This window comes from Streptomyces sp. WAC04114 (assembly GCF_019733245.1).
Lineage (GTDB): Bacteria > Actinomycetota > Actinomycetes > Streptomycetales > Streptomycetaceae > Streptomyces > Streptomyces massasporeus_A.
In genome coordinates this window covers 1-23,965 of the sequence record NZ_JAIGQA010000027.1, presented here as the reverse complement: position 1 = coordinate 23,965, position 23,965 = coordinate 1, and the positions used below count along the sequence as shown (strand labels likewise).

The 23,965-nt window shown below is 72.4% G+C and carries 20 protein-coding genes; 9 read left to right on the top strand and 11 right to left on the bottom strand.

Annotation, left to right across the window (positions count from 1 at the left end; genetic code table 11):
* Positions 1-109 precede the first annotated feature (109 nt).
* The 3 genes from K4G64_RS10615 to K4G64_RS10605 all read left to right on the top strand — a co-directional run bounded on the left by K4G64_RS10615 (position 110) and on the right by K4G64_RS10605 (position 2,534).
* Complete coding sequence (locus K4G64_RS10615) at positions 110-1,186, top strand: ADP-ribosylglycohydrolase family protein (protein WP_221755780.1); 1,077 nt, start codon at positions 110-112, stop codon at positions 1,184-1,186.
* Positions 1,187-1,228: 42 nt separating this feature from the next.
* Positions 1,229-1,723 (top strand): NUDIX hydrolase, encoded by a 495-nt coding sequence (locus K4G64_RS10610; protein ID WP_221755779.1) that lies wholly within the window; start codon positions 1,229-1,231, stop codon positions 1,721-1,723.
* Between the two features lie 79 nt (positions 1,724-1,802).
* Entirely contained in the window at positions 1,803-2,534 is a 732-nt protein-coding gene (locus K4G64_RS10605) for a Sir2 family NAD-dependent protein deacetylase (RefSeq protein ID WP_221755778.1), read from the top strand.
* 24 nt (positions 2,535-2,558) lie between these two features.
* Here the strand turns inward: K4G64_RS10605 and K4G64_RS10600 are convergent, their stop codons facing one another.
* Both K4G64_RS10600 and K4G64_RS10595 read right to left on the bottom strand, forming a co-directional pair.
* Positions 2,559-3,041, bottom strand: a complete 483-nt coding sequence (locus K4G64_RS10600; protein ID WP_221755777.1) for a methylated-DNA--[protein]-cysteine S-methyltransferase — start codon at positions 3,039-3,041, stop codon at positions 2,559-2,561.
* Between the two features lie 9 nt (positions 3,042-3,050).
* Positions 3,051-4,520, bottom strand: a complete 1,470-nt coding sequence (locus K4G64_RS10595) for an AlkA N-terminal domain-containing protein (RefSeq protein WP_221755801.1) — start codon at positions 4,518-4,520, stop codon at positions 3,051-3,053.
* 142 nt (positions 4,521-4,662) lie between these two features.
* Between K4G64_RS10595 and K4G64_RS10590 the strand changes: the two genes are divergently transcribed.
* Positions 4,663-5,025: a metalloregulator ArsR/SmtB family transcription factor gene (locus tag K4G64_RS10590; protein ID WP_142157517.1), complete on the top strand. Its 363-nt coding sequence runs from the start codon at positions 4,663-4,665 to the stop codon at positions 5,023-5,025.
* 20 nt (positions 5,026-5,045) lie between these two features.
* On the opposite strand, the gene K4G64_RS10585 is transcribed toward K4G64_RS10590, so the two are convergent.
* Positions 5,046-8,939 (bottom strand): glycoside hydrolase family 2 TIM barrel-domain containing protein, encoded by a 3,894-nt coding sequence (locus tag K4G64_RS10585; protein WP_221755776.1) that lies wholly within the window; start codon positions 8,937-8,939, stop codon positions 5,046-5,048.
* 228 nt (positions 8,940-9,167) lie between these two features.
* Positions 9,168-9,998 (bottom strand): alpha/beta fold hydrolase, encoded by an 831-nt coding sequence (locus tag K4G64_RS10580; protein WP_221755775.1) that lies wholly within the window; start codon positions 9,996-9,998, stop codon positions 9,168-9,170.
* A 153-nt stretch (positions 9,999-10,151) separates the two neighbouring features.
* Here K4G64_RS10580 and K4G64_RS10575 point away from each other — a divergent pair, with 153 nt between their 5' ends.
* Complete coding sequence (locus K4G64_RS10575; RefSeq protein WP_221755774.1) at positions 10,152-12,197, top strand: SpoIIE family protein phosphatase; 2,046 nt, start codon at positions 10,152-10,154, stop codon at positions 12,195-12,197.
* Positions 12,198-12,264: 67 nt separating this feature from the next.
* Here K4G64_RS10575 and K4G64_RS10570 read toward each other — a convergent pair whose 3' ends face one another.
* Positions 12,265-12,684: a hypothetical protein gene (locus K4G64_RS10570; protein ID WP_221755773.1), complete on the bottom strand. Its 420-nt coding sequence runs from the start codon at positions 12,682-12,684 to the stop codon at positions 12,265-12,267.
* A 33-nt stretch (positions 12,685-12,717) separates the two neighbouring features.
* On the bottom strand, positions 12,718-13,188 hold the full coding sequence (locus K4G64_RS10565) for an SHOCT domain-containing protein (RefSeq protein WP_221755772.1): 471 nt from the start codon (positions 13,186-13,188) through the stop codon (positions 12,718-12,720).
* A 183-nt stretch (positions 13,189-13,371) separates the two neighbouring features.
* Here K4G64_RS10565 and K4G64_RS10560 point away from each other — a divergent pair, with 183 nt between their 5' ends.
* The 3 genes from K4G64_RS10560 (at position 13,372) to K4G64_RS10550 (ending at position 16,509) form a co-directional block, all read left to right on the top strand.
* Complete coding sequence (locus tag K4G64_RS10560) at positions 13,372-13,950, top strand: potassium channel family protein (RefSeq protein ID WP_221755771.1); 579 nt, start codon at positions 13,372-13,374, stop codon at positions 13,948-13,950.
* Positions 13,951-13,953: 3 nt separating this feature from the next.
* Positions 13,954-15,363, top strand: coding sequence for a DUF2252 domain-containing protein (locus K4G64_RS10555; protein WP_221755770.1), 1,410 nt, complete (start codon positions 13,954-13,956; stop codon positions 15,361-15,363).
* A gap of 312 nt (positions 15,364-15,675) precedes the next feature.
* Complete coding sequence (locus K4G64_RS10550; RefSeq protein ID WP_221755769.1) at positions 15,676-16,509, top strand: class II glutamine amidotransferase; 834 nt, start codon at positions 15,676-15,678, stop codon at positions 16,507-16,509.
* A gap of 18 nt (positions 16,510-16,527) precedes the next feature.
* Here the strand turns inward: K4G64_RS10550 and K4G64_RS10545 are convergent, their stop codons facing one another.
* From K4G64_RS10545 to K4G64_RS10530, 4 genes are all read right to left on the bottom strand, one after another.
* The gene (locus tag K4G64_RS10545; RefSeq protein ID WP_221755768.1) at positions 16,528-17,037 is read right to left on the bottom strand and encodes an O-acetyl-ADP-ribose deacetylase; all 510 of its coding nucleotides are present in this window, start codon (positions 17,035-17,037) and stop codon (positions 16,528-16,530) included.
* Positions 17,034-18,452, bottom strand: a complete 1,419-nt coding sequence (locus tag K4G64_RS10540) for an NAD(P)/FAD-dependent oxidoreductase (protein WP_221755767.1) — start codon at positions 18,450-18,452, stop codon at positions 17,034-17,036. The genes K4G64_RS10545 and K4G64_RS10540 overlap by 4 nt, the downstream gene beginning before the upstream one ends.
* Before the next feature lie 170 nt (positions 18,453-18,622).
* Entirely contained in the window at positions 18,623-19,468 is an 846-nt protein-coding gene (locus K4G64_RS10535; RefSeq protein WP_221755766.1) for an inositol monophosphatase family protein, read from the bottom strand.
* A gap of 85 nt (positions 19,469-19,553) precedes the next feature.
* Positions 19,554-21,380: a gamma-glutamyltransferase family protein gene (locus K4G64_RS10530; protein ID WP_221755765.1), complete on the bottom strand. Its 1,827-nt coding sequence runs from the start codon at positions 21,378-21,380 to the stop codon at positions 19,554-19,556.
* A gap of 333 nt (positions 21,381-21,713) precedes the next feature.
* Between K4G64_RS10530 and K4G64_RS10525 the strand changes: the two genes are divergently transcribed.
* Positions 21,714-22,382, top strand: coding sequence for a hypothetical protein (locus K4G64_RS10525; RefSeq protein ID WP_221755764.1), 669 nt, complete (start codon positions 21,714-21,716; stop codon positions 22,380-22,382).
* A gap of 25 nt (positions 22,383-22,407) precedes the next feature.
* Here K4G64_RS10525 and K4G64_RS10520 read toward each other — a convergent pair whose 3' ends face one another.
* Complete coding sequence (locus K4G64_RS10520) at positions 22,408-23,928, bottom strand: NCS1 family nucleobase:cation symporter-1 (protein WP_221755763.1); 1,521 nt, start codon at positions 23,926-23,928, stop codon at positions 22,408-22,410.
* Positions 23,929-23,965: the final 37 nt, after the last annotated feature.

Sequence of the window (23,965 nt, the reverse complement as noted above, 5' to 3'; positions counted from 1 at the left end):
AAGGCCAGTCGCGCCGCTGTGACCTTAACCGGCTGACGGCCCGGCCGTCAGCATCTGCCCAACCCGCGGACGAGGCGACCGCGGCCGCCGATGCGGGTAGACCGTAACCATGGCCCCTGTGCTCACCGATACGAACCTGGCCGACCGCATCCTCGGCGGCTGGACCGGCCGCGTCGCCGGAAACATGCTCGGCAAGCCGGTCGAGCAGGGCGAGGTGTGGACGCGCGACCGCATCGACCGCTACCTGAGACAGGCCGCGGCCCTGCCGCTCACCGACTACCTGCCCGAGCCGATCAGCGAGCACGACGGGTTCGAGATGCGTCCCGAGTGGCGCCAGTGCGTCCGCGGCCGCATCCACGGCAGCTGCCGGGACGACGACGTGGACTACGCGATCCTCGGCCTCGACCTGCTGGAGACCCACGGCTTCGGCTTCAGCACGGAGCAGGTCGGTGAACTGTGGCTGCTGCGGCTGCCGTATCTGCAGACGTTCACCGCCGAGCGGGCGGCGTACCGCAATCTCGCGAGCGGGCTGAAGCCGCCGCTGACGGCGACGTACGACAACCCGTACCAGGAGTGGATCGGCGCCCTCATCCGCGCCGACGTCCACGGCTGGACCTGCCCGGGTGACCCGCGCCGGGCCGCCTCCCTGGCCCGCCGGGACGCGGTGCTGTCGCACACCGGCAACGGGGTCTACGGGGCGATGTGGGCGGCGGCGCTGATCGCGGCGGCGTTCACGGCGCCCACGGTGCGGCGCGCCGTGGACGAGGCCCTGGCCGTGATCCCGGCGAGCTGCCGCCTCGCCCGCACGGTGCGGCGGGTGGTCTCGCTGCACGACACCCGGATGTCCTGGGAGGACACGCTCACCACGGTCGCCGAGGAGACCGCCGGCATGGGCTGGATCCACACCGTCCCGAACGCGGCCGTCCTCACCGCCGGTCTGCTCTACGGCGACGGCGACTTCACCCGCACCATCACCCTGACCGTCCGCGGCGGCCTGGACACCGACTCCAACGGCGCGACGGCCGGTTCGGTGGCCGGCGTGTTCGGTGGGGCGGCGGCCATCCCCGACCAGTGGAAGGCCCCGCTGGAGGACACGGTCCGCAGCGCGGTGTTCGGCTTCGACGGGGTGCGGATCAGCGAGTTGGCGCAGCGGACGCTGCGGCTGGCGGAGGCGCCGCCGGCCTGACGCACGGGGGATGCGGCGGGCCACGGTGGTTACCCTGCACCGATGACCACCTCTCCTGACTACGCCGCCTACATCGCCTCCCTGCCCCGCGTCCTGGCCGGCGCCGCCGCGCTGTTCCGGGACGGCGGGGGCCGTGTGCTGCTCGTCGAGCCCAGCTACCGGGAGGGCTGGGCGCTGCCCGGCGGCACCGTCGAGTCCGACGACGGCGAGACCCCGCGGCAGGGCGCGCGCCGCGAGACGGCCGAGGAGATCGGCCTGGACCGGGAGCCCGGCAGGCTGCTGGCGGTGGACTGGGTCCATGGCACGGGCCGCCCGCCGGTGGTGGCGTACCTGTACGACGGCGGGGTGCTGAGCGAGGACGACCTCAAGGCGATCCGCCTCCAGGAGGAGGAACTGCTGTCCTGGCGCCTGGTCCCCCGCGAGGAACTGCCCGAGTACCTGCCGGGCCCGACGGGCGGCCGGGTCCTGGCGGCGCTGGACGTATTGACGGACGGTTCGGGCACGGCGGAGCTGGAGAACGGGCGGCGGGTGTTCTGACCGGGCGGGCCGCTCACCCTCGGCGTCCCGCCCGATAACCGCTCGCCGCCGCCCCGCGGCCCGTCCTACTGTCGGTGGCATGACCAAGCCGCTCGTCGCCCTGCTCACCGGTGCCGGTATCAGTACGGATTCCGGGATCCCCGACTATCGCGGGCCCAACGGGCTGTGGCGGCGGGATCCCGAGGCCGAGAAGCTCGTCACGTACGAGTACTACATGGGCGATGCCGAGATCCGGCGCCGGTCGTGGCTGATGCGGCGTGAGACGGGGGCGCTGCGGGCCGAGCCCAACGCCGCGCACCGGGCGGTGGCGGAGCTGGAGCGGTCCGGGGTGCCGGTGCGGGTGATCACGCAGAACGTGGACGGGCTGCACCAGCTCGCCGGGATGCCGGCCCGCAAGGTGCTCGAACTGCACGGCTCGGCGCGGAGCTTCGTCTGCACCGGCTGCCACGCCCGCGGCCCGATGGCGGACGCGCTGGCCCGGGTGGAGGCCGGTGAGGAGGACCCGCCGTGCCGGGAGTGCGGCGGGATCCTGAAGCCGGCGACGGTGATGTTCGGTGAGCGGCTGGACCCCGTCGTCCTGGGCGAGGCGGCCGCCGTCAGCCAGGCCTGCCAGGTCTTCGTCGCCGTCGGCACGAGCCTTCAGGTCCAGCCCGCCGCCGGTCTCGCCGGTGTGGCCGCCGACCACGGCGCCCGTCTGGTCATCGTCAACGCCGAGCCGACCCCGTACGACGACCGTGCCGACGACATCGTCCGCGAACCCATCGGCACGGCGCTGCCGGAGCTGCTGCGCGGCCTCGGGGCGACCGCCTAGAACGCCTGGAACGCCTCGGGGTCCCTAGAACAGGGCCGCGCCCCGCTCGAAGTCCAGCAGGCGCTGCTTGCGCTCCAGGCCGCCGCCGTAGCCGGTCAGGCTGCCGTTCGCGCCGATGACGCGGTGGCAGGGGACGATGATGCCGATGGGGTTGCGGCCGTTGGCGAGGCCGACCGCGCGGGAGGCGGTGGGGGTGCCGAGGGTGTCGGCGAGCCTGCCGTAGGTGCGGGTCTCGCCGTAGGGGATGCGGCGCAGTTCCTCCCAGACGGCGCACTGGAACGGGGTGCCGGTCAGGCGCAGTTCGACGGTGAACTCCTTGAGCTCGCCCGCGAAGTAGGCCTTCAGCTGCTCCTCGGCCTGAGCGAACAGGGTGTCGTCGAGGGTGCCGAAGGTCTCCTGCTGCGGGCGGTGGCGCTGGTCGGTCATGTACAGACCGCATAGGACGCCGTCCTCGGCGACGAGGGTGAGCGGGCCGTACGGGCTGTCGGTCACGGTGTGCTGCTTCATCGGACGTCCCTATACCGGAAGGAAGTTGATCGGGTGGCTGTCGGTCGCCCAGAGGTACTGGACCGCGTAGGCCCGCCAGGGGCGCCAGGCGGCGGCGCGTGCGGTGAGCGCGGCGGGGGTGGAGGGCAGGCCCAGTTCGCGGGCGGCGCGGCGGATGCCGAGGTCGGTGGGGAGGAAGGCGTCGGGGTCGCCCAGAGCCCGCATGGCGATGACGTCCACCGTCCAGGGGCCGAAGCCGGGCAGGGCGAGGAGCTGGGCGCGGGTCTGCGGCCAGTCGCTCTCGACGCCGAGGCGCAGGTCGCCGTCGGCGAGCCGGTGGACCAGGGTGGTGAAGCTGGTGCGGCGGGTGCGGGGCATCGCCAGCGACTCGGGGTCCAGCGCCGCGAGGGCCTCGGGGGCCGGGAAGAGGTGGGTGAGGCCGCCCTCGGGATCCTCGACCGGTTCGCCGTGCGCGGTGACCAGGCGAGCCGCGTGAGTGCGCGCGGCGGCCGTGGAGACCTGCTGCCCGAGCACGGCCCGGACGGCGAACTCGGCCTCGTCGACGGTGCGCGGCACGCGCCGACCGGGCGCCTTGTCGACCAGGGGCGCGAGGACCGGGTCGGTGCGGAGCTGGTCGTCGATGGCGACGGGGTCGGCGTCCAGGTCGAGCAGGCGACGGCAGCGGCTGATGGCGACGGTCAGATCGCGCAGGTCGCTGAGGGTGAGGCGGCAGGCGATGTGGTCCGGGGCCGGGGTGAGGGCCACGATGCCGTGGCCGTACGGCAGGCGCAGGGTGCGGCGGTAGGAGCCGTCGCGCCACTCCTCCACGCCGGGTACGGCCGTCGCGGCGAGGTGGCCGAAGAGGTTGTCCGGGTTGAGCGGGGCGCGGAACGGCAGCCGCAGGGTGAGCGCTCCGGGGGTGCCGGCGCCCTGCCGTTCGGGGGCGCGGGCGCGCAGCTCGCTCGGGGGCAGGGCGAAGACCTCGCGGACCGTGTCGTTGAAGGTGCGGATCGAGGCGAAGCCGGCGGCGAAGGCGATCTGCGCCATGGGCAGGGCGGTCGTCTCGATGAGCAGCCGGGCTGTCTGGGCGCGCTGGGCGCGGGCGAGCGCGAGGGGGCCCGCGCCCAGCTCGGCGAGGAGCTGCCGCTCGACCTGCCGGGTGCTGTAGCCCAGCCGGCCGGCCAGGCCCGGCACGCCCTCGCGGTCCACGACGCCGTCGGCGATCAGCCGCATGGCGCGGGCCACGAGGTCGGCGCGCTGGTTCCACTCCGGGGAGCCGGGGCTGGTGTCGGGCCGGCAGCGCTTGCAGGCGCGGAACCCGGCCTGCTGGCAGGCTGCCGCGCTGGGGTGGAAGACCATGTTCTCCGGCTTGGGCGGCACCACCGGGCAGCTGGGACGGCAGTAGATGCCGGTGGTCAGGACGGCCGTGAAGAACCAGCCGTCGAAGCGTGCGTCCTTGGACCGGACGGCGCGTACGCAGCGCTCGGTGTCGGTGTGCATCCCCATCTGCATGGGTCCAGCATCCGGCACGGGGCGAGGTAGGGCTGGCGAGAATCCGACATGGACGTGCCGGCGCCCCGCGCCCGGACGGGATAGATGAATATTTCTTCATGTGTTCGCACGGGGCCGGTACGATGACGGCATGGGTCATGGAGCCGTCACCCCCGTGCAGGAAGCCGCCGAGCGCGTACGCCTGGACGCGGACAACGTCGCGAAGGTCGCCACCACGCTCCAGGCCCTGTCCACGCCCTCACGGCTGCTGATCCTGGCGCGGCTGCGCGAAGGCCCGCTGCCGGCCACGGAGTTGGCCGCCGAGGTGGGCATGGAGCAGTCGGCCTGCTCGCACCAGCTGCGGCTGCTGCGCAATCTGGGCCTGGTCGTGGGCGAGCGGCGGGGCCGTTCGGTGGTCTACGCGCTGCACGACCACCATGTCGCCGAGCTGCTCGACCAGGCCGTGTACCACGTGGAGCATCTGCGGCTGGGCATCAGCGACGCCGCCGACTGAGGCGGCGCCGCCGAGACGGTCTACGCGCCGGCGGTCGGCCGGCGCGAGGCCTCCATCGCCTCGCTCACGCGCGCCAGCGGGCGCAGCCGGTAGGTGTAGGCGTAGTCGCGGTTCGCGAGCAGCTTGAACTCGTCGTGCGTGTGCGCGCCCCAGCTGTTGTCGCCGCCCACGCCCATCTGCCGGTGGTTGAGCCGCAGGACGACCGCGTCCCGGGGGGTGAGCTGGTAGTCGTGGCGGGCTCCGACGGACAGGTCCTCGGGGGTGAAGTGCGAGGCGTTGACCTCCAGCAGCGGCTCACCGGCCACGAGCAGTCCGCGCCCCCTGCCGTCGGTCAGCGCGGCCCACCGCACGTCGGTCTTGTTGCCGTTCTCCTGGGGGCGCAGGTAGGAGGTCCACTGCCCGGAGACGGTGCCGGAGTACAGACCCACGTCGGTGGCGTTGTTGCGGTCCCACATGTTCTCCTCGGGGCCGCGGCCGTAGTAGTGCAGCCGGTCCAGGCTGCGCGGCAGGAACAGCAGGGTGCCGACCTCCGGGATGTACGGCAGGCCGGCCGCGCCCGGGTGCAGGGTGTTGTCGACCTTGATCTCGCCGTTGCCGAAGACCGTGAAGGTCGTGCCGTACGTCGACTCCGTGGCGGTGGGCAGCGTGCCGGTGACGGTGACCTCCACGGCCCGGTCGTCCAGGGGCCGTACCCGTACGTCGGTGACCTTCCGCCGCGCTCCGGCGTCGCGCCACGTCTGGTTGCGGGTGTGCTGGCCGTTGCCGCGGTCGTTGTCGGTGGGCGCCCGCCAGAAGTTCGGGACGGGGCCGGAGGTGAGGAGACGGGCGCCGCCGGCCTCGTAGGACGTGATGATCCCGGCGGCCTTGTCGACGGTGACGGAGAAGCCCCTGCCCTTCACGGTGACGGTCTGGTCCCCATCGGTGTGGCTCAGGGCGGGCACACCGCGCAGCGGTGCGGGCTGCACGGCCGGGCTGCCGGCGTCGAGGGCGAGTTGCTGCTTGGCCACCTCGAAACCGGCCTCGGCCCACGGGGTGGCTTCCCTGGTGGTGAAGGAGAGCTGGAGGAAGTACTCCGTGCCGGGCGCGGGCTTCGCGGGGAGCCGCACCGGGATCTTGACGTCCTTGCTGCTCAGCGGTGCCACGTTCAGCTGGTCGCGGGTCAGCCGGCCGCGCTGGACGACCTCGCCGTCGGCGACGAGGGACCAACGGCCGTCGAACTCGCGGAGGTTGGTGAACAGGTACTCGTTGGTGAGGGTGACGGCGCCGGGGCCGCCGGAGGCCGCGGTGGCGTTGACGGCCTGGTAGATCTGCTTGATCTCGGCGGACTTGCCGGTGAGGCTGCGGTCGGGCAGGACGATGCCGTCGCCGGCGAAGGCACCGTCGTTGGGGTTGTCGCCCCAGTCGCCGCCGTACGAGTAGAACGTCTTGTCGCGCGGGCGCTTCTCGGTGAGGCCGGCGGTGGCCGCGTCGAACCAGAAGCGCACGCCCTCGTCGCCCGGCGCGCGGGTCTGAGAGGCCAGTTCGGCGGCGCCGAGGGCGCGGGCGTAGACGCGGGCCCGTCGGATGGTGCCGCTGAACTCCCGGGTGGGGTTGTCGATGTCGGTGGCGAGTGACAGGGACGCGGTGTTGTTCGCGGGGCGCCGGGTGGTCGTCCTGGTGCCGCGCACCTGGCCGTCGACGTGGAGGGTGAGCGTGCCCGCGTCCGCGTCGAAGACGCCGGCGATGTGGTGTTCCTTGCCGGTCCAGCCGTCGGGCAGGGCCCAGCTCGCGGTGACCCACTGGCCGCCGCCGTGGATGAAGAACTCCAGGTTCCTGTCGGTCTGCTTGAGGGCGTACTGGGTGTCTCCCTTGGCGATGATGGGCTGATGGCCGCCGGTGACGTCCGGGGTGACCCAGGCCTCCAGGGTCAGCGAGCCGGTGAGGTCGAGGCGGGTGTCGCGGGGGAAGACGGTGCCGCCCGAGACGCCCCTGGCGCGGTCGAAGGTCGCGGCGGGTGCCATGATCTCGCCGCGCAGCGCGCCCGGGCCGGACTCGGTCAGCAGCTTGCGCGTGGGGGTGGGCCAGCTCAGGGCCTGGTCGACGAAGTCCCAGATCCAGCCGCCCTGGAGGACGTCGTAGCGGCGGACGATGTCCCAGTACTTCTTGAAGTTGCCGTTGGAGTTGCCCATGCCGTGGGAGTACTCGATCATCACGTACGGCCGGGTGTCGCTCGTGTCCTTGGCACGCTGCTCGACCCGTTGCGGGCTGTCGTACATCTCGGAGCGGATGTCGCTGATGCCCGGGCGGTCGTCGCCCTCGTACTGGATGACGCGGGTGGAGTCGTAGGAGCGGATCCAGTCGTGCATGGCGTTGAAGGTGCTGCCGCCGCCCGCCTCGTTGCCGAGCGACCAGATGACCACCGAGGCGTGGTTCTTGTCGCGGTGGACCATGTTCTGGGCGCGGACCACGCACGCCTCGGTCCACTCGGGGTGGCCGCTGCCGGGGAACTCGTCGCGGATGCCGTGGGTCTCGAGGTTGGTCTCGTCGACGAGGTACAGGCCGTACTCGTCGGCGAGTTCGAGCCAGAGCGGGCTGTTGGGGTAGTGCGAGGTGCGGACACTGTTGATGTTGAGCCGCTTGATGATCCCGATGTCCTCGACCATCTGCGCGCGGGTGAGCGCCGAGCCGGTGACGGGGTGCATCTCGTGCCGGTTGGTGCCGCGGATGGAGACCGGTTCGCCGTTGATGCGCATCAGGCCGTCCCTGAGCGCGAACTCCCGGAAGCCGATCCGGTGCGAGAGGGTCTCGACGACCTTGCCGGCCGGGTCGCGCAGGCGGAGCACGGCGGTGTACAGGTTCGGGTGCTCGGCCGACCACAGCTTCGGCGAGGGGACGGCTCTGGACGCCTCGACGGTGGCCTCGTCGCCGTCGGGGACGTCGACGGGCCCGTTCAGGGGCCGCGACCAGACGGCGTGGCCGCGCGCGTCGTACAGCTGGGTCTCGACGGTGTAGCGGCCCGCGCCTTTGCCGCCGTAGTCGCGGACCTGCGCGGTGACCTTGAGTTCGGAGGTGGTGTAGCCGTCGCCGAGCGGGGTGTCCAGGCGGAAGTCGCGCAGGTGCACGCTGGGCGTGGAGTAGAGGTGGACCGAGCGGAAGATGCCGCTCAGCCGGATCATGTCCTGGTCCTCCAGCCACTCCGCGTCGGAGTAGCGGTACACCTCGACGGCGATCTGGTTGGTGCCCGGCTTGAGGTGGCGGGTGATGTCGTACTCGGCGGAGGTGTAGGAGTCCTCGTGATAGCCCGCCAGTTCGCCGTTGATCCACACGTAGTGGGCGGACTTGACGCCCTCGAAGTGCAGGAAGGTGCGGCGGCCGGACCAGGTGCGGGGCACGGTGAACGTACGGCGGTACTGGCCGACGGGGTTGTAGCGGGTCGGGGCGGCCGGCGGCCGGGCGTCCTCGCCACCGCCGTTGGGACCCCACCAGGGGTAGGTGATGTTGACGTAGATCGGGAAGTCGTAGCCGTGCAGCTGCCAGGCCGAGGGGACGGGGATGGTGTCCCAGCGGGAGTCGTCGACGTCGGTGCCGTAGAAGTCCGGGTCCCGGTCGTCCGGCCGGTCCGCGTAGGCGAACTTCCACTTGCCGTCGAGGCTCAGCCGGTACGGCGAGCGCTCGCGGTCGCCCTTCAGGGCCTGCCCGAGGTCCGCGTAGGGCATGAGGGTGGTGTGCGGCGGCTCGGTGCCGACCCGGTAGACGCTCAGGCCGTCGTTCCACTCGGGCGGGCCGTCCGCCGCCGGGCGCCGGCCGGCCGCGTGGGCAGCGGCGGGCGACGCGGACAGCGCGAGCGCGCCGAGCACGGCGGCTCCCCCTTCCAGCAGACGGCGGCGGCTGACGACGGGCCGGTCGGCGGGGGACGGGTGCGGGGAGTGTGGCATGAACGTGGCCTTCCTCGGTTCGACAGGTGCGGTGCTGCACGGACTGAGGGCACGTCAGATGCGATCCTCAACTGCGAACCCCGGATGGGAGTTTCTGTTGAGTCGCGTGACAACTGACGGTGAGTGAGCAACTGCTGAGCAGGCACACCCTAGGACCCGCACACAATCGAAGCAATGACCGCGTCGGACTTTGTTCGGTCCTGATGTTTCCCCGGTGTCGGACGGTTCTCAGGCCGTGAGGAAGGCGAGCAGCTCGCTCGTCAGCCGGGCGGGCGCGTCCAGCGGGACGAGATGCCCGGCCTCCGGGACGGGCACCAGCCGCGCACCCGGGATCAGGGCGGCGAGCTCCTGCCCCCTGGCGAACGGGATCCAGGTGTCCTCGGTGCCCCAGCAGACCGTGACGGGCAGGTCGATCGAGGGGTAGAGCGGCTGGATCTCGTCGGTGAAGCGCTGGTCGGCCTGCGCGATCTGCCGGTAGAAGGCGGCCTGGCCCTCCTCGGTCGTCCACGGCCCGACCAGCGCGTCGAGCGTGGCGGGGCGCAGACCCGCATGACTCGCGGAGGAGACGTACTCGCGCACCAGGGCCTCGTGGAGCGCCGCCGGGAGCTGTTCGAAGACCTCGCTGTGTTCCCCGACCAGGCGGAAGAAGGGGGAGCCCCAGGGCCGCAGGGCCACGGGGTCGACCAGGGCGAGCCGCCGGTAGCGGGCCCCGTGCAGGAGGTGGGCCCGCAGTGCCACGCACCCGCCGAAGTCGTGCGCGATCACGGACGGCTCCCGAAGCCCCCAGTGCGCGAGCAGCTCGGCGAGGATCCCGCCCTGGGCGCCCAGTGAGACGTCCTGGCCCGCGTGCATGGCGGAGGTGCCGTAACCGGGCATGTCCCAGACGTGCACCCGGTACCCGACCGCGGCGAGGGCGGGTGCGATCTCGTGCCACACGTACGACGAGAAGGGCGTCCCGTGCAGCAGCACGACCGGCTCGCCGCCCGGGTCGCCCAGACGGTCCCAGCGCACGTCCCCGCAGCCGGTGACCAGGCTCTCCCGTAAGGTCCAGTCCTCCATGCCGCCGCTCCCTCCCACCACGGGCACCGACCCGCGGCTTTTTGTCATTTCGGCGCGACAGTGCCGCTCCTCCGACCGTAATGTGACCTCATCGGACAGCCCGCGCAACAGATCATGGCGGTACCTTTTGCCGCGCCGGAAGGAGCGGCTCGCATGAACGGGTATGCGACCTCGGACCGCGACGCCGTCACGGCCGCGCCCGGGGGGCTGCTGGATCTGCTGAAGGTCGCGGCGGTGGTGCTGGACGCCGGCGGGCACATCGCTCTGTGGAGCCCCGAGATCGAACAGTTGCTGGGCTGGACCGCGGCGGAGGCCCTGCGCCAGCGCGCCGACACCCTCCTGGTCTCCCCCGAGAACCGGCCCCGGGGCAGGGAGCTGTTCGCCCAGGTCAGTACGGGTGCCCGCTGGGCCGGTGTCTTCCCGCTGCGGCATCGCGACGGCACGGAACGCGCCGTGGAGTTCCGCACGATGCGCCTGCTCGACCCCGAGGGGCAGCCCCACCTGCTGGGACTCGCCACGGACGCGACGACCGTACGGCAGGTCGAGCGCGACCTCGCCCTCTCGCACAGCCTCGTCAACCAGACCCCGATCGGCATCGCCGTCTTCGACAACGACCTGCGCTGGGTCGGGGTCAACCCCGCGCTGGAGCGGATCAACGGCGTGCCCGAGGAGGCGGTGCTGGGGCGCCGGGTCGGGGAGGTGCTGCCCGGCCTGGACGTGCAGGCCATCGAGTCCCGGATGCGGCACGTCCTGGAGACCGGCGCGCCTCTGCTCGACCAGCAGACCGTCGGCCGGACGGCGGCGGACGAGCAGGAGCGCGCCTACTCGGAGTCCTACCACCGCATCGAGGACATCGACGGCCGGGTACTCGGGATCGCGATGGCGGTGCTGGACGTCACCGAGCGCCAGCAGGCCGCGGCCGAGGTCGCGCAGGCCCGCCAGCACCTGTCGGTGATCGCCGACGCGGGCATGAAGATCGGCACCACGCTGGACCTCCAGCAGACCGCCCGGGAGCTGGCCGACGTGGTCGTGCCGCACCTCGCGGACCTGGCCGCCGTGGACGTCCTGGAGTCGGTCGTGGCCCGCGGCACCATCACGCCCGTGTCGGGCGGCTCCCCGGCCGAGTTCCGGGCGCTGGCCGTGGCGGCCGGCTACCCCACCGACGCCATCCACGCCGCCGACCCGGTGGGCGAGCTGGCCACGTACAGCTCGTCGCGGATCATCACGCAGTGTGTGCGCAGCGCCCGCCCGGTCCTGGTCGAGCGCGTGGACGCCAAGATGCTGCGGCGTCTGGCCCGGGACTCACGGGCCGCCCTCGCCCTGCACGAGGCCGGCGCCCACTCCTACCTGGCGCTGCCGCTGGTGGCCCGGGGCAAGGTGCTCGGCACGCTCTCGCTGTACCGCACGGTCAACGAGCGCCCCTTCGACGACCGGGACCAGGTGCTCGCGTCGGAACTCGCCGCCCGCGCCGCGATCTGCATAGACAACGCCCGCCTCTACGGCCGTGAGCGCGGCACCGCCCTCACCCTGCAGCGCAGCCTGCTGCCGAGCACGCCCGCCCAGCGGGAGGGGCTGGACATCGCCGCCCGCTACCGCCCCGCCCTCAGCGAGGTCGGCGGCGACTGGTACGACGTGCTGCCGCTGGGCCCGGGGCGCACCGGGCTGGTCGTCGGGGACGTCATGGGCAAGGGCGTCCAGGCCGCGGCGATCATGGGGCAGCTGAGCACGGCGACGCGGGCGCTGGCCCGGCTGGACCTGCCGCCCGCCGAGCTGCTGCGGCACCTCGACGACATCGCCGGCTCCCTCGGCGACGCGATCGCCACGTGCGTGTACGCGGTGTGCGACCTGCGGCGCGGCACCTGCGAGCTGTCCAGCGCCGGGCATCTGCCGCCGGTGCTCGCCCGGGCGGACGGGGGTGCCGAGCTCGTCGACGTGCCGGGCGGGGTCCCGCTCGGGGTCGGTGGCGTGGAGTTCGGCACGGTGGAGGTGGAACTCGCCCCGGGCTCCCTGCTCGCCCTGTACACGGACGGGCTGGTCGAGAACCGCGGGGAGCCGATCGACACCGGCCTGGACACACTGACCCGGCTGCTCCAGAACGCGGGGCCCAGCCTGCAGCGCGCCAGCGACAGGCTGCTCAGCGCGTTGAGCCCGGAGCCGGACGACGACGTCGCCCTGCTGCTGGTCCGCACCCGCGCCTGAGCGCGGGGGCCGGGACGCGAACGCGGCCGTGCCCGTCCCTTCCGGGCGGGCACGGCCGGGCCGGCTCTCACATGTCGCTCTTCTTCACGGTGCACAGGGCCCAGATGATGAACCCGGTCATCGCGATCATCACCACGGACCAGACCGGATAGGAGGGCAGGGAGAGGAAGTTGGCGATGAGGACGAGTCCGGCGATCCCCACGCCGAGGACGCGTGCCCAGGTGGAGGCCTGGAACAGCCCCACGCTGACGAGCACGGCAACCACGCCCAGGGCGAGGTGGATCCAGCCCCAGCCGGTGAGGTCGAAGGAGAAGACGTAGTTGGGGGTCGTGACGAAGACCTGGTCCTCGGCGATGGCCGAGATGCCGCGCATGATGGCGAGGATCCCGGTGAGCATGAGCATCACGGCTGCGAAGATCATCAGGCCTGCGGCGGCGGTTCCGTGCCTCGCCCTCGACGTTCCGTGCGTCGGGTGTGTAGCGGTCATCCTGCTGCCTCGATTCTGCTGCGTCCGGCGCGGTCAGCGACCGGAGGTGGGGGTACCGGCGGCCGAGGTGCCCGAGGCTCCGGAGCCACTGAGCACCAGCTCCTTCGCCCTGCGGAACTCCTCGTCCGTGATGTCGCCGCGGGAACGGATCTCGGACAGCCTGACGAGCTCGTCGACGCTGCTGGACCGGTCCTCGCCGCCCCGGGCGGTCTCCCTGATGTAGCTGTCGAAGGCCTGCTGCTGGGCACGGGCCCGGTCCGTCTCCCGACGGCCCATGTTCCGGCCGCGGGCGAGGACGTAGACGAACACGCCCAGGAAGGGCAGCAGGACGCAGAAGACCAGCCAGCCGGCCTTGGCCCCGCCGCTCAGGGAATCGTCGCGGAAGATGTCGAGGACCACCCGGAAGAGCAGGACGAACCACATGATCCAGAGGAAGAACCACAGCACCGACCAGAAGGCGCTCAGCAGCGGAAAGTCGTACGCCAGGTAGTTCTGCGCGCTCATGTCGGTCCTCCGTCCCGGGTGCACGCCCGGCAGTCGTCCCCGTCGGCACCAGCGTGCCCGGGGCCGGAGCCGGGCTGCCTCACCCGTGGCGGGTGATCCGTACGGGGCGTCCGGACGCTGAGGTGGTAGGGCAGGCCTTGTGGGGCGCCCCGGCACGGGGCGGGACCGAGACCGAGAGGCGCGATGGACGATCCAGCGGAGGTTCCCGACCGGCGGCGGCCGGGGCGTCGCCGGCGGGCGGCGGCCACGGCCCTCCTGCGCGCCGCGCTCATCGCGGCCGGGCTCGTCACGGTCTACTACGTGCTGCCCCTGGACGGGCGCGGCACGAACGGCGATTCGGTGCTGCTGGCCTGCGGTCTGCTGCTGGTGGTCGTGGTCTTCTGGTGGGAGGTGCGGGCCATCGTGACCTCGCCCTACCCCCGCCTGAAGGCCATCGAGACCCTGGCCACGACGCTGGCACTGTTCCTGCTGCTCTTCGCGGGCTCCTACTTCCTGCTGGAGCACACGACCCCCGGCTCGTTCAGTGAGCCGTTGACCAAGACGGACTCCCTGTACTTCACGCTGACCACGTTCACCACCGTCGGCTACGGCGACATCACGGCCCGCTCCCAGACCGGGCGGGTGCTGACGATGATTCAGATGGCGGGCGGGCTGCTGCTGGTGGGCGTGGCGGCAAAGATCCTCGCCGGCGCGGTGCAGGCGGGGCTGCGCCGGCAGGGCCGGGAGCCCTCGGACGACATCCCCTCGCGGCCGGAGCGCTGAGCCATGACCGTACCGAGTCCCTTCACCACCTTCATGTCACCGGCCGAGCGGGCCACCGCGGGCCGCGACGCCCGGCGGCGGGTGCCGCGTTCCTCCCACGCCGGGTTCGAGGCCGGGCCCGACCGGTTCGACCCCGTCGAGGTGGTGGAGCGCCAGTCCGCCACCCGCGTCCAGGAGTTGGTGCCGATCCGGTACGGCCGCATGCTCGAGTCCCCGTTCCGCTTCTACCGCGGCGCGGCGGCGATCATGGCGGCGGACCTCGGGGCCCACACGGGCACCGGGCTGCGGGTGCAGCTGTGCGGGGACGCCCACCTGCTGAACTTCCGCCTGCTGGCCTCGCCGGAGCGCCATCTGGTCTTCGACATCAACGACTTCGACGAGACGCTGGCCGGGCCGTTCGAGTGGGACGTCAAACGGCTCGCGGCCAGCTTCGCCATCGCGGGGCGCGCCAACGGCTTCTCCGCGGCGGAGCAGAACAGCGCGGTGGAGACGTGCGTCAAGGCCTACCGGCGGCGGATGCGGGACTTCGCCGGGATGCGCAACCTGGACATCTGGTACGCCCAGGACGACACCGACCACATACGGGAGCTGATGGCCGCGTCGATGTCCAAGGAGGCCAGGCGCCGCGCCGCGAAGGTCACGGCGAAGGCACGGACCCGCACCCACATGCAGGCCTACGAGAAGCTCACCCGGGACACGGCCGTGGGGCGGCGGATCACACCGGACCCGCCGCTGATCACCCCGCTGCGGGACCTGCTGGAGGACGACTCGGCGCACTTCCGGGAGAAGGAGCTGCGGGCCGTCCTGGAGGGCTACGCACGCAGCCTGTCGTCCGAGCGGCGGCACTTGCTGCGCCGCTACCGCCTGGTGGACATCGCCCGCAAGGTGGTGGGGGTCGGCAGTGTCGGCACCCGCTGCTGGATCGTGCTGATGCTCGGCCGGGACGACGACGATCCGCTGCTGCTCCAGGCCAAGGAGGCGCAGGAGTCGGTCCTCGCAGCCCATTCCGGCGGCGACCGCTACGACAACCAGGGCCGGCGCGTGGTGGCCGGGCAGCGGCTGATCCAGACGACCAGCGACATCCTGCTGGGCTGGACGCACGCGGTGGGCCTCGACGGGCACGAGCGGGACTTCTACGTACGGCAGCTGCGGGACTGGAAGGGCATCGCCCAGCCGGAGACCATGGACCCCGGCCTGCTCCGGCTGTTCGCGCGGCTGTGCGGGGCGAGCCTGGCGCGGGCCCACGCCCGCTCCGGCGATCCCATCGCCATCGCCGCCTACCTGGGCGGCGGCGACCGCTTCGACCGGGCGCTGACCGTGTTCGCCCAGGAGTACGCCGACCAGAACGAACGGGACTTCGAGGCGCTGGGCGCGGCGGCACGCTCGGGCCGGATCCACGCGGCGACGGAGTGATCGCCCGGGTCATTTCGGGCCCGGTGAGGCGGGTCGGCGTCCGCCGCCGGTCCACGCGGGGCGTCTGCGCAGCACCCGCCGGCGGCACGCAGCGCCCGCACGCGACGCGCCCCCTCGTCTGCCGTCCGTTCCACCACGAGCGATGCTCGCTCCGCTCCAGGTTCGGCGCTCACCCAGGCGCGCACGCCCGGCCGTAACCACCCGCGGCGGGCGATGCGTGCCGGGGCGCGAGGGAGGTTCCCTGGGGTCCACGCACATCACCTACGGAGCCGCGCGGCCCGGCCGGGGCGGCTCGGAACAGGGGTATCGGCCATGTGCCGCTGGCTCGCCTACTCGGGCACTCCCGTGATCCTCGACGACGTCCTCTACCGCCCGGAGCACTCGCTGATCGACCAGAGCCTGCACGCGCGGATGGGCGTCGAGACCACCAACGGCGACGGCTTCGGCGTCGGCTGGTACGCGTGGCACCTGCGCGCCCCCGCCGTCATCCGAGACACCGGCCCGGCCTGGAGCAACCGCAACCTGCGGGAGATCGCCGACCACGTCCGCTCGCCGCTGTTCTTCGCGCATGTGCGCGCCTCGACCGGCTCGGCCGTGCAGCAGACGAACTGCCATCCGTTCCGCCACGGGCGGTGGATGTGGATGCACAACGGGGCGATCGACGGGTTCCGGGAGCTGCGCCGGGATCTCATGCTGGCCGTGGACCCGGAGCTGTTCCCGTCGATGGAGGGCACGACGGACTCGGAGGTGATGTTCCTCGTGGCGCTCACCTTCGGACTGGACGGCGATCCACCGGGTGCGGTGGCCCGTATGACGGGGCTCATCGAGCGCCTGGGCCACGAGCACGGGGTGCCGCAGCCGCTGCAGATGACGGTCGCGGTGACCGACGGGGAGCGGGTGTGGTTCTTCCGCTACTCCAGCGCGGGGAAGTCGCGGTCGCTCTACTACAGCAGCCGGGTGGAGGACGTGCGGGCCCTCCACCCCGACCTGGGATTCCTGAACCACGTCTCCGACGAGACGCGACTGGTCGTGTCGGAGCCGCTGGGCGATCTCCCCGGGGTGTGGAACGCCGTCCCGGAGAGCACCTACGGAGTCGTGCAGCCCGGCCGGGACCTGCTGCGGCACTTCGAGCCGGAGCCCGTCTGAGCCGTGCCGTGCCGTGGCTCAGCGCAGCTGCGCGGCGAACGCCTCGTAGGCCCGTTCGTCGAAGAGGACGAACCTGACCTCCTCGACCGGCGTGTCCGCCGCCCGTACGGTCTCGACGGCGATGCGGGCACCGTCGTCCAGCGGCCAGCCGTAGACACCGGTGGAGATCGCGGGGAACGCGACCGTACGGGCGCCGAGTTCCCCGGCGACGCGGAGCGACTCGCGGTAGCAGGACGCTAGGAGGCCGGAGCGGTCCTCGGTCGCGCTGAACACCGGGCCGACGGTGTGGACGACCCAGCGGGCGTCCAGGTCGCCGGCGGTGGTGGCGACCGCCTGGCCGGTGGGCAGGCCCTTGCCGAGGTGCGCCGCGCGGAGGCGTCGGCAGTCCTCCAGGATCGCGGGTCCGCCGCGGCGGTGGATCGCCCCGTCGACCCCTCCCCCGCCCAGCAGTGAGGAGTTGGCCGCGTTGACGATCGCGTCGACGCTCTCGCGGGTGATGTCACCCTGGACCAGTTCGATGGCGGTCATGTCTGCCTCAGCCGCTTCCAGACCGCTTTCGCCGCGTTGTGCCCCGACATGCCGTGCACTCCGGGGCCCGGCGGGGTCGCCGACGAGCAGATGAAGACGGCCGGGTGCGGGGTGTGGTAAGGGAACAGGGTGGCCCTGGGGCGCAGCAGCAGCTGGAGGCCGGAAGCGGCGCCGGAGGCGATGTCCCCGCCGACGTAGTTGGCGTTGCGGGCGGCGAGTTCGGGCGGGCCCGCCGTGGCGCGGGCCAGGACGCGGTCGCGGAACCCCGGGGCGAAGCGCTCCAGTTGACGCTCGATGGTGTCGGTGAGGTCGCCGGACCAGCCGTGCGGGACGTGCCCGTAAGCCCAGAAGACGTGCTTGCCGTCCGGAGCCCGGGTGGGGTCGACGACGCTCGGCTGGACCGTGATCAGGAAGGGCTTGTCGGGGGCCCTGCCTTCCCGGGAGGCCGCGCGCAGGGCGGCGCCGATCTCCGCGCTGCTCGCGCCGACCTGCACCGTGCCGGCGGCGCGGGCCTCCTTCGCGGTCCAGGGCACGGGGCCGTCGAGCGCGTAGTCCACCTTGAAGACGCCCGGCCCGTAGCGGTAGCCGTCGTAGTAGTCGCCGAAGCCGGCGATGCGGGCCAGGGCGGTGGGCGAGGTGTCGAAGACATACGCCCGGGCCGGCGGCAGATCGTCGAGGCGCTTGACCTCGTAGTCGGTGTGGACGCTGCCGCCGAGATCCTTGAAGTAGCCGGCGAGGGCGTCGGAGAGGGACTGGGAGCCGCCGCGGACTACGGGCCAGCCGCGGGCGTGCGCCGCGAGGGCGAAGACCAGGCCGATCGCGCCGGTGGCGAAGCCGCCGAGCGGTGCCATGACATGGGCCACGAGCCCGGAGAACAGGGCCTTGGCCGGTTCGTCGCGGAAGCGGCGCATCAGCAGGGTCGACGGGGGCAGCCCGGTCAGGCCGAAGCGGGCGAGGGTCACCGGGTCGCGGGGCAGCGCGGTCATCGGCAGGGACATGAAGTCCCGGGCGAGGGTGTCCCACTTGGGCAGGAAGGGCTCGATGAGCCTGCGGTACGCGCCGGCGTCGCGCGGGCCGAAGGAGGCGGCCGTCTCGCCGACCGTCCGGGCCAGGACGGCCGCCGTGCCGTCCGGGAAGGGGTGCGCCATGGGCAGCTCGGCATGCAGCCACTCCAGGCCGTACCGCTCGAGCGGCAGGGCGCGGAACGCCGGTGAGTTGATACCGAGCGGGTGGGCCGCGGAGCACGGGTCGTGCCGGAAGCCGGGGAGGGTGAGCTCCTCGGTGCGGGCACCGCCGCCCACGGTGCTCTTGGCCTCGAAGACGGCGACGGAGAAGCCGCGGCGGGCCAGCTCCACGGCCGCGGTCAGTCCGTTCGGCCCCGCACCCACTACGACGGCATCGAGCATCGACGGCACCTTCGGACCCCTTCGTCAGCCGACGGCCACTGAGGATCAGGATAGGCCCGGAGACTGACAGTCACCGGTCGCCGGTGATTTCCGGTGCGGAAGACCGCTTTGCGGCGGCCGGAATCCGCTGGTGCACACGGTGGGTAATCAACTGTGTGCTCCACGCAACGGCCTTGGGTCTATGACTCGCCCGTCAGCAGGCCCAGCACCCGGCGGGCCGTGGCGGCGTCGCGGGCGGCGGTGAAGGGCAGGGCGTTGCCGCCCGCGATACGGAACGGCTCCCCCGCGAGAGTCAGGTGGGCTCCGCCGGCCTCCTCGACCAGGAGCAGACCGGCCGCGTGGTCCCAGGCGGCCTCCCATGAGAACGCGACGGCGTCCGACTCTCCGCGGGCGATGGCAAGGTATTCCAGACCGGCCGAGCCGCACGGGCGCGGCGCCACCCCGTCGGCGCGCAGGCCGAGCAGGGCGTGCTTCTCCTCGTCCGTCGTGTAGTCGGGGTGGGAGGTGGCCACGCGCAGGTCACGGCCGGGCTCCGGCACTCCGGCGAACAGCCGCTCCCCGTCGAGGTGGGCGCCCTTGCCCCGCTGGGCGGTGGCGAGCCGGTCGCGGGCGGGCGCGTACGTCCAGGACGCGAGCAGGGTGCCGCGGTGAGCCAGCGCGACCAGGGTGCAGAACCCGGCCTCGCCGCGCACGAACTGGCGCGTCCCGTCGACCGGGTCGACGATCCAGACCGGGGCGTCGCCGCGTATCGCCCCGTACGACGCGGGATTGGCGTGGACCGCCTCCTCGCCGACCACGACCGAACCGGGCAGCAGGGCGGCCAGGGCTTCGGTCAGGTACAGCTCGGCCTTGCGGTCGGCGTCGGTCACCAGGTCGTGCGGGCCGCTCTTCTGGTCGATCTCGTGCGCCGCCAGCTGGCGCCAGCGCGGCATGATCTCGGTGGCGGCGGCCTTGCGAATGGCCTCCTCGACGTCGGAGGCGCGCTCTGCGAGAAACTCTTCGATGGTTTCGTTGATGTCGATCACTCCTCCATGACAACACGTGCCACTGACAACGCCCGCCCGCCGGATGCACTCCGGGTGGCCTCGCGATGAACAGCGGTCCGCCGGATCACCGGCCTACCGCGTACCCCTGCATCCCGCGCGGATTCGCCGCCGCCGACAGCACCCCCGTCTCCGGGTCCCGGGCGACCGCGCACAGCCGGCCCTCCGACCAGGGGCCGCCCACGGTCACGTCGTGGCCGCGGCTGCGCAGTTCCGCGACGACGGCCGGGTCGGTGCGGGACTCCACGGTCACGCTGCCCGGGCGCATGCCACGCGGATAGAAGGACCCGGGGAAGCTGTCGTTGTGCCAGTTCGGGGCGTCGATCGCGCCCTGGAGGTCGGGGCCGCCGCGCACCTCGGCGCGCAGCGCGACCGCGAGGAGGAAGTGCAGCTGCCACTGGTCCTGCTGGTCCCCGCCGGGCGTGCCGAAGGCCATGACGGGCACGCCGTCGCGCAGGGCGATCGAGGGCGTCAGGGTGGTGCGGGGGCGGCGGCCGGGGGTCAGGGAATTGGGCAGGCCTTCCTCCAGCCAGGCCATCTGGAGCCGGGTGCCGAGCGGGAAGCCGAGCTCGGGCACGACCGGGTTGGACTGCAGCCAGCCGCCGCTGGGCGTGGCCGAGACCATGTTGCCCCAGCGGTCGACGACGTCGAGGTGGCAGGTGTCGCCGCGGGTGGTCCCGTCGGCCAGGATCTCCGGCTCGCCCGGCACGGGGGACGCGGGGCTCTTGGCGACGGTCGGTTCGCCGGCGCCCACGGTGTCGTAGCCCTCCTGGGCGGCGGCCGCCACGCGCGCGTGCGCGCACAGCCGCGGGGTGCGTCCGCCGGGGCTGCCGGGCCGCAGGTCGTTCTCGGCCCGCTCGCCGACGAGGGCCCGGCGGGCGGTGTTGTACGTGTCGGACAGCAGGTCGTCGAGGGGCACGTCGGCGGCGTCGCCGTACCAGGCCTCCCGGTCGGCCATGGCCAGCTTGCAGTTCTCGACGAGGAGGTGGACGTAGTCGGCCGAGCCGTAGGGGGGCAGTTCGGGCGGGAGCAGGGCGAGTTGCTGGAGGAGGACCGGGCCCTGGCTCCAGGGGCCGGGCTTGCACACGGTCCAGCCGTTCCAGTCGTACGTCGCCGGTGTCTCGTAGGTCGCGGACCAGGTGGCGAGGTCGGCGGCCGTGAGGGTGCCGGTGTGGCGTTCTTTGCTGGTGTCCCTGGTGGGGCGGCCGGCCTGGCGGACGAGGGCGTCGGCGATGAACCCGGTGCGCCAGACCTCCCGGGCGGCCTCGATCCGCGCCTCCCTGCCGCCCGCGCCGGCGGTCTCGGCGAGCAGGCGCTTCCAGGTGGCGGCGAGTGCGGGGTTGGCGAAGAGCTCGCCGGGGCGCGGCGCCTTGCCGCCGGGCAGGTAGACCTCCGCCGACGAGGTCCACTCCGTCTCGAACAGCTCCCGCACGGTCTCGACGGTCTCGCCGACGCGCTCCACGGGCGCGTGTCCGTGCTCGGCGTAGCCGATGGCGTACTTCAGGACGTCGTCGAGGGACCGGGTGCCGTGGTCGCGCAGCAGCAGCATCCAGGCGTCGAACGCGCCCGGTACGGCGGCGGCGAGCGGCCCGGTGCCGGGGACGAGGTCAAGGCCGAGGCCCCGGTAGTGCGCGACGGTCGCGCCGGCCGGTGCGACGCCTTGCCCGCACAGCACCCGCACCTCGCCGCCGGCCGGGGCGAGCAGGATGGGCACCTCGCCGGCCGGGCCGTTGAGGTGCGGCTCGACGACGTGCAGCACGAAGGCGCCCGCCACGGCCGCGTCGTAGGCGTTGCCGCCGCTCTCCAGGACGGCCATCGCCGACTGCGAGGCGAGCCAGTGGGTGGAGGACACCATGCCGAAGGTGCCCTGGAGGGTCGGACGGGACGTGAACATTCGGCCTTCTCATCTCTCGTCGTCGTATGCGCCCAGGGGCACACCACCCGTCCCCTCCCCCTGCCCGAGGTCCGGCAAAACCTCGCAAGATCGCAGGTGAGCGGTCACTTCTCGGCAGGAACCACCCCAGCCCCGCGGCTACGGGCGCAGCTGCCGCAAACCACCCACACGACTCCCAACTGGCCGAATCCGGGCGGTGAACGGTGGGCCCCCGTCACCGTGCGGCCACGGAGCGAGTTCGCACTTCCGCACCACAGACACTCGTGTGACACTGTCGTTCCGTCCGCCGTGCGGACCCGCTCCGCACCTTCCGTCCCCCACGAGAAGGGCGCCGTGCCTTCCCTACCTCTGCCCCTCGCCCTGACCGCCCGTCTGTCCCCGGTGGTGGTGCTCGCCGCGGCGGGCTGGGCGCTGTCGTCCGGCCCGTTCGCCGCGCCGCAGGCCGCCGAGCACAAGCCGGCCGAGGAGAAGACCGAGACGCAGTCCGCGTCCGCACCGTCGACGTCGACGGTGTCGAAGGCGTACCCGGCCGCGCCCGCCCCGTGCGAGAGCGTCGCCAAGAAGACGATCGAGTCGCTGGTGCCGGGCGCCAAGACGGCCGGCAAGGAGATCCCGTCCACGGACTCGAAGCTGCGCCGCACCTGCTCCTGGAACGCGCTCAAGGGCTACGACTACCGCTGGCTCGACGTCTCCTTCGAGGTGATGGAGTCGGACGACGCCGCACAGAAGTCGTACCAGGCGCACCTCGACAAGAAGAGCGGCGGCGGGGCCGTCCCCGGCCTGGGCGACAGCGCGTACTCCGTCGTGAACCTCACCACCGAGGACAAGCAGCAGACCCGCGAGGGCGTCGTGATCGCCCGTGCCTCCAACGCACTGGTGACGATCACCTACAACGGCAGCGACTTCGAGTCGAAGGAGGCGCCCAGCACGGACACCATCAACAAGGGCGCCATCAAGGCCGCGAAGGAAGCGGTGGCCGCGCTGGAGAGCGACAAGGGCTGAGCGCCCTCCAGCGCACCGCCTTGCCTCACACGGTGTTCCGGCCCCTCAGGGCCATCAGCACCAGGTACAGGACCATCGACGTGCCCAGCCCCACCGCCCAGCCGTAGTCGGCCAGATCGGCCAGCGCCGGGATGGGACGGCCGTCGATCAGCGGCTTGAAGCTCGCGCCGCCGACGGCGAGGACGCCACCGACCGCGAAGGCGGCGACGGCCCGCCAGTTCCAGCCACCCTCGTACCAGTAGCGCCCGCCCGGGCGGTACAGGTCGGCGAGGTCGAGGCGGGAGCGGCGCAGGATCCAGTAGTCGGCGATGAGGATGCCCGCGACGGTGCCGAGCAGGCCGCCGACCAGCCCGAGCCAGGTGAAGATGTAGCCCTGCGGGTCGGAGTACAGCTTCCACGGGAAGATCAGCACACCGAGGACGCAGGTGGCGAGGGCGCCGGCCCGGAAACTGATCCTGCGGGGCGCGATGTTGGAGAAGTCGAACGCCGGGGAGACCAGGTTGGCCGCGACGTTGACGGAGAGCGTCGCCACCAGGACGGTGACCAGCGCGAAGAGCAGGCCCGCCGTGTTGTCGGTCTTGGCCGCGAGCTGCACCGGGTCCCAGATGGCCTCGCCGTAGACGGCCTGGGAGCCGGAGGTGACCATCACCGACAGGAAGGCGAAGAGCGTCATGGTGGTCGGCAGGCCGAGCGCCTGGCCCCGGGTCTGCGCCTTCTGGCTCTTGCCGTAGCGGGTGAAGTCGGGAATGTTCAGCGACAGTGTGGACCAGAAGCCGATCATGCCCATGAGGGCGGGGGCGAACAGCTTCCAGAAGTCCGCGCCCCAGCCGAGCTTGGAGGGCTGGTCGAGGAGCGGGCCGAAGCCGCCCGCCTTGTCGCTCATCCACCACAGCATCACGAACGCGCCGACGAGCACGAAGGGCGCCGCCCAGTTCTCGAAGCGGCGGATGGTCTCCATGCCCCGGTAGATGATGACGACCTGCAGCGCCCAGAAGATCGCGAACGACAGCCACATGGTCCAGGCGTAGCCGCCGACCTTCGCCGCGTCCGTCCAGCCGGTGCCGATGAGCTTGCCGGCCAGGAAGTAGATGGCCTCGCCGCCGATCCAGGTCTGGATGCCGAACCAGCCGCACGCCACCAACGCCCGTACGACAGCGGGCAGGTTGGCGCCGCGGATGCCGAATGAGGCCCGGGCGAAGACCGGGAAGGGTATGCCGTACTTGGGTCCGGCGTGGCCGGTGAGCAGCATCGGTATCAGCACGATGACGTTGGCCAGGGCGATGGTGAGCACCGCCTGCTTCCAGTCCATGCCGACGGCGATGAGCCCGGAGGCCAGGGTCCAGGAGGCCGTGTTGTGAGCCATGCCGACCCACAGCGCGGAGAAGTTGTAGGTGGTCCAGGTGCGCTTCTCGACCGGGACCGGCAGCAGGTCCTCGTTGGCGTAGGGGCCGGTCGGTGCGGGGGCGCCCGGGGCGATCTCCACCCGGCCGTCGGCGAGGGTGACTTGGGTGGGCGACGGTGGGGCCGTGGGAGCGGTATCGGTCATGGGCCGGGCCAATCAGGGGAGGTGGGACGGGAAAGGC

Coding starts and splice junctions, on each gene's coding strand:
- K4G64_RS10615 (WP_221755780.1), top strand. CDS start 110: ATGGCCCCTGTGCTCACCGATACGAACCTGGCCGACCGCATCCTCGGC.
- K4G64_RS10610 (WP_221755779.1), top strand. CDS start 1,229: ATGACCACCTCTCCTGACTACGCCGCCTACATCGCCTCCCTGCCCCGC.
- K4G64_RS10605 (WP_221755778.1), top strand. CDS start 1,803: ATGACCAAGCCGCTCGTCGCCCTGCTCACCGGTGCCGGTATCAGTACG.
- K4G64_RS10600 (WP_221755777.1), bottom strand. CDS start 3,041: ATGAAGCAGCACACCGTGACCGACAGCCCGTACGGCCCGCTCACCCTC.
- K4G64_RS10595 (WP_221755801.1), bottom strand. CDS start 4,520: ATGCACACCGACACCGAGCGCTGCGTACGCGCCGTCCGGTCCAAGGAC.
- K4G64_RS10590 (WP_142157517.1), top strand. CDS start 4,663: ATGGGTCATGGAGCCGTCACCCCCGTGCAGGAAGCCGCCGAGCGCGTA.
- K4G64_RS10585 (WP_221755776.1), bottom strand. CDS start 8,939: ATGCCACACTCCCCGCACCCGTCCCCCGCCGACCGGCCCGTCGTCAGC.
- K4G64_RS10580 (WP_221755775.1), bottom strand. CDS start 9,998: ATGGAGGACTGGACCTTACGGGAGAGCCTGGTCACCGGCTGCGGGGAC.
- K4G64_RS10575 (WP_221755774.1), top strand. CDS start 10,152: ATGAACGGGTATGCGACCTCGGACCGCGACGCCGTCACGGCCGCGCCC.
- K4G64_RS10570 (WP_221755773.1), bottom strand. CDS start 12,684: ATGACCGCTACACACCCGACGCACGGAACGTCGAGGGCGAGGCACGGA.
- K4G64_RS10565 (WP_221755772.1), bottom strand. CDS start 13,188: ATGAGCGCGCAGAACTACCTGGCGTACGACTTTCCGCTGCTGAGCGCC.
- K4G64_RS10560 (WP_221755771.1), top strand. CDS start 13,372: ATGGACGATCCAGCGGAGGTTCCCGACCGGCGGCGGCCGGGGCGTCGC.
- K4G64_RS10555 (WP_221755770.1), top strand. CDS start 13,954: ATGACCGTACCGAGTCCCTTCACCACCTTCATGTCACCGGCCGAGCGG.
- K4G64_RS10550 (WP_221755769.1), top strand. CDS start 15,676: ATGTGCCGCTGGCTCGCCTACTCGGGCACTCCCGTGATCCTCGACGAC.
- K4G64_RS10545 (WP_221755768.1), bottom strand. CDS start 17,037: ATGACCGCCATCGAACTGGTCCAGGGTGACATCACCCGCGAGAGCGTC.
- K4G64_RS10530 (WP_221755765.1), bottom strand. CDS start 21,380: ATGTTCACGTCCCGTCCGACCCTCCAGGGCACCTTCGGCATGGTGTCC.
- K4G64_RS10520 (WP_221755763.1), bottom strand. CDS start 23,928: ATGACCGATACCGCTCCCACGGCCCCACCGTCGCCCACCCAAGTCACC.